General features: G+C 72.2%; 9 protein-coding genes. 6 read left to right on the top strand and 3 right to left on the bottom strand.

Translation table 11 applies throughout. The features are described from left to right. On the bottom strand, positions 1-487 hold a 487-nt coding region (gene dhaL, locus DW297_RS05750; RefSeq protein ID WP_136030278.1), incomplete at its 3' end, for a dihydroxyacetone kinase subunit DhaL. Further along, entirely contained in the window at positions 487-1,479 is a 993-nt protein-coding gene (dhaK, locus tag DW297_RS05745; protein WP_136030276.1) for a dihydroxyacetone kinase subunit DhaK, read from the bottom strand. The genes dhaK and dhaL, both read right to left, overlap by 1 nt. A 147-nt stretch (positions 1,480-1,626) precedes the next feature. On the opposite strand from dhaK, the gene DW297_RS05740 reads away from it, so the two are divergent. Beyond that, positions 1,627-2,394 carry an IclR family transcriptional regulator gene (locus DW297_RS05740; RefSeq protein ID WP_136030274.1) on the top strand — a complete coding sequence of 256 codons (768 nt, stop codon included), beginning with the start codon at positions 1,627-1,629 and terminating at the stop codon, positions 2,392-2,394. Between the two features lie 16 nt (positions 2,395-2,410). Here the strand turns inward: DW297_RS05740 and DW297_RS05735 are convergent, their stop codons facing one another. After that, positions 2,411-4,618 carry a RecQ family ATP-dependent DNA helicase gene (locus DW297_RS05735; protein WP_136030272.1) on the bottom strand — a complete coding sequence of 736 codons (2,208 nt, stop codon included), beginning with the start codon at positions 4,616-4,618 and terminating at the stop codon, positions 2,411-2,413. A gap of 89 nt (positions 4,619-4,707) precedes the next feature. Between DW297_RS05735 and DW297_RS05730 the strand changes: the two genes are divergently transcribed. The 5 genes from DW297_RS05730 to DW297_RS05710 all read left to right on the top strand — a co-directional run. Beyond that, on the top strand, positions 4,708-5,127 hold the full coding sequence (locus DW297_RS05730; protein WP_136030270.1) for a pilus assembly protein CpaE: 420 nt from the start codon (positions 4,708-4,710) through the stop codon (positions 5,125-5,127). An 88-nt stretch (positions 5,128-5,215) separates the two neighbouring features. Then, a complete protein-coding gene (gene paaA, locus DW297_RS05725; protein WP_136030268.1) occupies positions 5,216-6,193 on the top strand; it encodes a 1,2-phenylacetyl-CoA epoxidase subunit PaaA in 978 nt (325 codons plus the stop codon). Then, the gene (gene paaB, locus DW297_RS05720) at positions 6,193-6,498 is read left to right on the top strand and encodes a 1,2-phenylacetyl-CoA epoxidase subunit PaaB (protein WP_056308954.1); all 306 of its coding nucleotides are present in this window, start codon (positions 6,193-6,195) and stop codon (positions 6,496-6,498) included. The genes paaA and paaB overlap by 1 nt, the downstream gene beginning before the upstream one ends. Then, positions 6,495-7,349 carry a 1,2-phenylacetyl-CoA epoxidase subunit PaaC gene (gene paaC, locus DW297_RS05715; protein ID WP_136030266.1) on the top strand — a complete coding sequence of 285 codons (855 nt, stop codon included), beginning with the start codon at positions 6,495-6,497 and terminating at the stop codon, positions 7,347-7,349. The genes paaB and paaC overlap by 4 nt, the downstream gene beginning before the upstream one ends. Then, positions 7,346-7,548, top strand: a 203-nt coding sequence (locus tag DW297_RS05710; protein WP_168442804.1) for an iron-sulfur cluster assembly protein, incomplete at its 3' end; no start/stop codon positions are given. The genes paaC and DW297_RS05710, both read left to right, overlap by 4 nt.

Here is a 7,548-nt window from a genome sequence, read left to right as displayed (position 1 = left end):
CCGCGTCGGCCGCCGCCCGGGCGGCGTCGCCCACCGAGGACCCGTCGGCGAGCGCCGCGTCGAACGCATCGACCGCCGGCGCCATCGCGTCGTACATGGTCTTGTCCCCCGCCTCGGGCTTGCCGCGGGCGACGATGCCCTCGAGTCCGGCACGCAGGGCCGCGGCGAGCGCGGGGCCGTCCAGCTCCGAGACCGCTCCGGCGGACATGCCCATGCGCAGGAAGAAGGTGCCGTACAGCGGGCCGCTCGCTCCGCCCACCGAGCTCACAAGCGTCATGCCGACCGTCTTCAGCAGCTCGTCGACCGTGACCGGGGTCCCCGCGGCCAACTTGTCTCCCACGGCCGCGAAACCGCGGGCCATGTTGGCGCCGTGGTCGGCGTCGCCGATCGCGGAGTCCAGCTCGGTGAGCCAGTCGCGCTGCGCGGTGACCGCGTCGCGGTAGCGGGTGATCCAGTCCGCGAGCTGCGCGGTGCCGACGGCCACCATCAGGCGCCCCACCGCAGGCCGGGGGTGACCACGGGTGCGTCCCACAGCCGCAGCAGCTCGTCGTCGGCCTTCAGCACCGTGACCGAGCAGCCGGCCATGTCGAGCGAGGTGATGTAGTTGCCGACGAGGTTGCGGGCGATCTGCACGCCCGACTTCTCCAGGATCGCGGCGACCTCGCCGTACATGAGGTAGAGCTCGATGAGCGGGGTCGCGCCCATGCCGTTGAGCATCACGATCGCGGGACCGGCCGCGTCGATGTCGCCCAGGATGGGTTCGACGAGCTGGCGGGCGATGTCGGACGCGGGCGCGAGCGGCTCGCGGTGCCGGCCCGGCTCGCCGTGGATGCCGATGCCGATCTCCATCTGGTCGTCCGGGAGGTCGAACGTGGGCTTGCCCGCGGCGGGCACCGTGCAGCTCGTGAGCGCCATGCCCATCGAGCGCCCCTGTCCGTTGATGCGCTTCGCCAGCTCGACGACGGACGCGAGGTCGCGGCCCTCCTCGGCGGCGGCGCCCACGAGCTTCTCCAGCAGCACCGTGAGCCCGACCCCGCGGCGTCCCGCCGTGTACAGCGAGTCCTGCACCGCGACGTCGTCGTCGACCACGACCGTGCCCACCTCGATGCCCTCCATCGACGCGAGCTCGGCCGCCATCTCGAAGTTGAGCACGTCGCCGGTGTAGTTCTTCACGATGTGCAGCACGCCGGCGCCACGGTCGACGGCCTGGGTCGCCACCTGCACGCGGTCGGGGGTGGGTGAGGTGAAGACCTCCCCGGCGACGGCCGCATCGAGCATGCCCGTGCCCACGTAGCCGCCGTGCAGGGGCTCGTGTCCCGACCCGCCACCGGACACGACGGCGACCTTGCCCTGCGCCTTGGGCGTGGCCCGCGTGATGACGTGGTTCTCCAGATCCACCGACAGCTCCGGATGAGCGGCGGCGACGCCCCGCAGGGATTCGACGAGGACGTCTTCCGGGGCGTTGATGAGCTTCTTCATCGTGCGATCTCCTTTGATGCATCGTGCGCTGTCCCGAAAATCCGAAAGGAATTCGTTAATGTCGAATATGCTCGGAGCCTGCCGGCTTGTCAAGATCGTTCAGGCGACCGGCGCGACCGGGTCGACGACGACCGGAAGGAGACGCGGATGATCCAGGCGATCGACCGTGCGGCGAAGATCCTCGACCTGCTGCAGGGGGCGCGCCACCTCGGCATCACCGACCTGTCGAGCGCGCTCGGCCTGCCGCCGTCGACCGTGCACGGCATCGTGAAGTCGCTGCGCGCGCACGGCCTGGTCGCCAAGGAGCGCGGAGGGCAGCGCTACATGCTCGGCCCCACCCTGCTGCGCCTCAGCAACGTGTACCTCGACAGCCTCGACGTGCGGGCGCGGTCCATGCGCTGGACCCAGGAGCTCGCCCGCCGCACGCACCTCTCCGTGCGCCTGGGAGCGCCGCACTTCACCGACGTGCTGGTGATCCATCACAACCTGCGCCCCGACGATAGCCAGCAGATGCTCGAGACCGGTATGGCGATCCCCGCGCACGCCTCCGCGATGGGCAAGGTGCTGCTCGCGTACGACCAGGGGTTCCAGCGGACGGTGTTCGACGCACCGCTGCGCAGCCTCACCGGCGACACGGTCACCGACGTCGCGCGGTTGACGCTGGAGCTGCCCGCGATCGCCGAGCGGGGCATGGCGGGCGAGTTCGACGAGGCCGTGCTCGGTGAGTCGTCGCTCGCGGCGCCCGTCGCCGATGCCTCCGACGCGATCGTCGCCGCGGTCGCCGTGGTCCTGCCGACCTCGCAGACCCCCGCCTCGGACGCCGTCGTGAACGCTCTGCGCGAGACCGCGAGGAACATCTCCCGCGAGCTCGGCGCGACCTCCTGGCCCCCGCGAATCTCCCCCGCCGACGACTGAGCCCGGGGCCCCGGCGTCAGCCGCGGAGGGCGAGCGCGAACGGGAGCACCGCGGTGGCCCCGGCACGACGGAGGGTGCGCGCGGCGACCGTCATGGTCCAGCGACTGTCGACGAGGTCGTCGACCAGCAGCACGGGGCCCGCTGGCACCTCGAGGTGCGACGCGTCGAAGCGGTCCCACACGCCCGCGAGCCGGAACACGCTGTTCCCTCCCGACTGGCCGGACGGTCCCCCGCCGCGCAGCTCCAGAGCGCCCAGGTACGGCAGTCGCCCGATGTCGGCCAGTCCTCGCGCCAGCGAGTCCACCAGCAGCGGCCGCGACCGCGAGGGCAGGGCGACCACGGCGACGGGCCGCTCCGCCCACCCCCACCCGGCGAGCACGCGCACGCACGCCTGCACCAGCTGCGGGGTCACCGCGGCATCGGGGGCGCCCGCGGCGAAGGTGTCGCGCAGCGCGCCGCCCCAGCCCAGATCGGTGAGCCGCGCCAGTGCACGCCCCTCCTCGGCCTGCTCGTCCGCGGGGATGCGGCCCTTGACGGGCACGTCGAGGCGGTCGGCGCCGGTCGGCCAGGCGCGCCGCGGCTCGATCGGCACGCCCACGCGGTCGAGCGACTCCGCCGCCTGCTCGCTGGCCGTCGACGCCACCTCGGTCGGGAACCAGACGCCCGCGCAGGTGTCGCAGCGACCGCAGGGCGCGGCGGTCTCGTCGTCGAGCGCCCGCTGCAGGAACTCCATGCGGCAGCCGTCGGTCCGCTCGTAGTCGAGCATGTGCTGCTGCTCGGCGACCCGCTCGGCGGCGATGCGCTCGTAGCGCTCGGCGTCGTAGGTCCACGGCGCTCCCGTCGCGATCCAGCCGCCCTGCACGCGCCGCACGGCTCCGTCGACGTCGAGCACCTTGAGCAGCAACTCCAGCGGCGTGCGGCGGATGTCGACCAGGGCCTCCAGCGCCGGGGTCGAGATCGGAGCGTCGCCGAGCGCGGCGATCACCCGTTCGGCGCGCTCACGGTCGGGCATCGACGCGGTCGCGAAGTAGTGCCAGATGTCGCGGTCCTCGACCCCGGGCAGCAGCAGCACGTCGGCGTTGTCGCTCGCTCGGCCCGCACGGCCCACCTGCTGGTAGTACGCGACGGGCGACGACGGCGCGCCGAGGTGCACGACGAAGCCGAGGTCGGGCTTGTCGAAGCCCATGCCCAGGGCGCTGGTGGCCACGAGCGCCTTGACCTCGTTGCGCTTGAGCATGCCCTCCGACTCGGCGCGCTCCTCGGCATCGGTCTGCCCGGTATAGGCGCGCACCTCATGCCCGTGCTCACGCAGCAGTCGCGCGGTGTCGACGGCCGCGGCGACCGTGAGCGTGTAGATGATGCCGGAGCCCCGAAGGTCGTCGAGGTGGCTCAGCAGCCAGGCCAGGCGGCTGGCCGAGTCGCGCAGGCGCAGCACGCCGAGCCGCAGCGACGTGCGGGCCAGGGGTCCGCGGATCGTCAGCACCGGCACGGCTCCCGCACCGGTACCCGCATCCGCTTCCGCTTCCGCATCCGCACCCGCACCCGCACCCGCACCCGGTGCAGCGGACGCCACAGCCCCACCGGCCTCCCCGGTCGGCAGCGCTCCGAGCTGCTCGGCGACGTCGGCCACCACGCGGCTGTTGGCGGTCGCGGTCGTGGCCAGGACCGGCACGTCGGTCGGGAGCTGGCCGATCAGATCGCGCAGGCGGCGGTAGTCGGGCCGGAAGTCGTGCCCCCAGTCGCTGATGCAGTGCGCCTCGTCGACGACGAGCATGCCGAGGCGGGCCACGAGCGCGGGCAGCTGCTGCTCGCGGAAGGCGGGGTTGTTGAGCCGCTCGGGCGACACCAGCAGCACGTCGACCTCGTCGCGCGCGATCCGCCCCTCCACCTCCGCCCACTCGTGCGCGTTCGTGGAGTTGATCGCCACCGCCCGCACGCCCGCGCGCTCGGCGGCCGCGATCTGGTCGCGCATGAGGGCGAGCAGCGGCGACACCAGCACGGTGGGGCCCGCGCCCTGCCGTCGGCGCAGCAGCGTGGCCACGAAGTACACCGCGGTCTTGCCCCAGCCGGTGCGCTGCACCACGAGCGCGCGGCGGCGCCCCTCCACCAGGGCCTCGATCGCCTCGTACTGCCCGTCGTGGAAGTCGACGTCGGCGCGCCCGACCAGCTCGGCGAGAGCGGCGCGGGCGGTGTCGCGGGCGGTGTCGGCGGGTGCGGAGGTCATGTCCTCCACTCTGCCGCACACCGCCGACAGCCCGGTCGTCGCGGCCCGCGATCGGGGGACGGCTGCCGCATGGCGTCTAGCGTGGAGGGATGATCACGCGCGAACTCGCCGTCGCCCTGCGCGATGCGGGACTCACCTGGCACCCCGCGGAGGGCGACCGTTTCCAGCTGGACCTCCCCGACGAGGTGGAGCTGGAGGCCGAGGCCGACGTGTTCACCGTGAGCGGGATGACGATCGAGGCGCGGCAGACCCCCAGCGGCACCGACCTGGCGTTCAACGGCACGACCGAGTGGGCGCTCGATGCGGTGACCCTGGCTGATGCGGTGTGGTTGCCCCGCGAGGATCAGCTGCGCGAACTTCTCCGCGGTACGTTCCGCGCCCTCGTCCGGCTGCCAGACACGTTCCGCGTGGAGATCGAGATCGCCGGGGAGCCGCTGACGTTCGAGCACCCCGACCCCGCGGAGGCCTACGGCCGGGCCCTGCTCGCGCTCGTGTCGCGCTCGCTCTGATCCGGCGCCGGTTGAATACCGACGATCGCTGTGTCAGAATTACCTAACGATCGGTCAGTAAAGAAGGCCGGATGGCGAGGAGTCGACGATGACCAGTCCTGCAGACCTGTCCCTCGTGACGGACGAGGCCTCCGCGGAGGAGCGCCTGTTCGAGGAGCTCATCGCGAACGAGCAGCGCATCGAGCCGCGCGACTGGATGCCGGAGGCATACCGCAAGACGCTCATCCGGCAGATCTCCCAGCACGCGCACTCCGAGATCATCGGCATGCAGCCGGAGGGCAATTGGATCACGCGCGCGCCCAGCCTCAAGCGCAAGGCCATCCTGATGGCGAAGGTGCAGGACGAGGCCGGACACGGGCTCTACCTCTACTCCGCCGCGCAGACCCTCGGCATCACGCGCGACGAGATGATGGACCAGCTCATCTCCGGCAAGGCCAAGTACTCGTCGATCTTCAACTACCCCACCCCCACCTGGGCCGACATGGGGGCGATCGGCTGGCTCGTCGACGGCGCCGCCATCTGCAACCAGGTGCCGCTGTGCCGCGCCTCCTACGGTCCCTACGGCCGGGCGATGGTGCGCATCTGCAAGGAGGAGTCGTTCCACCAGCGGCAGGGCTTCGAGATCCTCCTCACCCTCATGCGCGGCACGGAGGAGCAGCGGCAGATGGCGCAGGACGCCGTGGACCGCTGGTACTGGCCGAGCCTGGCGATGTTCGGCCCGCCCGACGACCAGTCCCCCAACTCCGCGCAGTCGATGGCCTGGAAGATCAAGCGCTTCTCCAACGACGAGCTGCGCCAGCGCTTCGTGAGCATGCTCGTGCCCCAGGCCGAGATCCTCGGCGTCACCCTGCCCGACCCCGACCTGCGCTTCGACGAGGAGACCGGCCGCTACGAGATGGGCGAGATCGACTGGGACGAGTTCTTCCAGGTGCTGCGCGGCAACGGACCGTGCAACGCGGAACGGCTGGAGCGCCGCCGCACCGCCCACGAGGAGGGCGCCTGGGTGCGCGAGGCCGCCGCCGAGTACGCCCGCAAGCAGGCCCTCAAGACGAAGGCGGTCGCGTGATGGCCACCCCCGGCGCCGACGAGCGCGAGCCCTGGCCCCTGTGGGAGGTCTTCGTGCGCGCGAACCGCGGCCTGAGCCACGTGCACGTCGGCTCGCTGCACGCGCCAGACGCCGACATGGCGATCCGCAACGCCCGCGACCTCTACACCCGGCGCGGCGAGGGCGTGTCGATCTGGGCCGTGCCGGCCGACGCCATCACCACCAGCGACCCCGACGCCAAGGGCGCCTACTTCGAGAGTCCCGCCGGCAAGAACTACCGGCACGCGGTGTACTACACCGCCTCCGAGGGGGTGCCGCACCTGTGAGCGCGCAGCAGCACGGGCCCGCCGACGTGCACGGAACCGACGTGCACGGAGACGTCTCTGTCGACGAGCTGCGGCTGAGCGAGGAGCTGGCGGGCGCCGGCACCACCGCGACCAGCGCCGACCTCGCCGAGTACGCGCTCTGGTTGGGCGACGACGCTCTGATCCTGTCCCAGCAGCTCGGCGCGTGGATCTCCCGCGCGCCGGAGCTGGAGGAGGACGTGGCGCTCGGCAACATCGCGCTCGACCTGCTCGGGCACGCCCGCTCGTTCCTGCACTTCGCCGGATCCTGGGACGGCCGCTCCGAGGACGACCTGGCCTACTTCCGCGACGAGCCTGAGTTCCGCAGCGCCTGGATCGTGGAGCAGCCCAACGGCGACTTCGCCCAGACCATCGCGCGGCAGTTCGTCGTGTCGGTGTACCTCGTGGAGCTGTACGCCGTTCTGCGCGCGAGCTCGGAGCCCACGTTGGCGGCGATCGCGGAAAAGGCCCTCAAGGAGGTCGACTACCACCGTGACCACGCCGTGCAGTGGGTGCTGCGGCTCGCGGGCGGCACGGACGAGTCTCGCGCGCGGATGATCCGGGCCCTGACCGACGTGTGGCCGTATGTCGACGAGCTGTTCCGCGACGAGCCGCTCATCGATCGACTCGGCGACGCGGCCGTGCGCCCCTCCGCGCTGCGCCCGGGGTTCGACGCGGTCGTGGACACCGTGTTCGCCGAGGCCGACCTCGCCGTCCCCGCGGTGTCGGCGTCGTCGGCGGGCGGCCGCCGCGGCGCTCATGCGACCCCGCTGGGCCACCTCCTCGCCGAGATGCAGGTGCTGGCGCGACGGCACCCGGGGGCGTCGTGGTGACCGGCACAGCGGCCGGGTCGCGGGCCGAGGCGTGGCGGATCGCCGCGGCCGTGCCCGATCCCGAGGTGCCCGTGCTCACGATCGAGGACCTCGGCGTGCTGCGCGCGGTCGAGGTGCACGGCGACACGGTGCGGGTCGACATCACCCCGACGTACAGCGGCTGCCCGGCGATGGACACCATCCGCGACGACGTCGTGCT

Origin of the sequence: Microbacterium sp. PF5, assembly GCF_004794315.1 — a bacterium.
Lineage (GTDB): Bacteria > Actinomycetota > Actinomycetes > Actinomycetales > Microbacteriaceae > Microbacterium > Microbacterium sufflavum.
Note: the sequence above shows the minus strand (reverse complement) of the source record. Positions and strands in the feature narration are given on the sequence as shown.

Bases quoted from the DNA above. Each gene is read 5' to 3' on its own strand.
- dhaK (WP_136030276.1), bottom strand. From the start codon at position 1,479: ATGAAGAAGCTCATCAACGCCCCGGAAGACGTCCTCGTCGAATCCCTG.
- DW297_RS05740 (WP_136030274.1), top strand. From the start codon at position 1,627: ATGATCCAGGCGATCGACCGTGCGGCGAAGATCCTCGACCTGCTGCAG.
- DW297_RS05730 (WP_136030270.1), top strand. From the start codon at position 4,708: ATGATCACGCGCGAACTCGCCGTCGCCCTGCGCGATGCGGGACTCACC.
- paaA (WP_136030268.1), top strand. From the start codon at position 5,216: ATGACCAGTCCTGCAGACCTGTCCCTCGTGACGGACGAGGCCTCCGCG.
- DW297_RS05735 (WP_136030272.1), bottom strand. From the start codon at position 4,618: ATGACCTCCGCACCCGCCGACACCGCCCGCGACACCGCCCGCGCCGCT.
- paaB (WP_056308954.1), top strand. From the start codon at position 6,193: ATGGCCACCCCCGGCGCCGACGAGCGCGAGCCCTGGCCCCTGTGGGAG.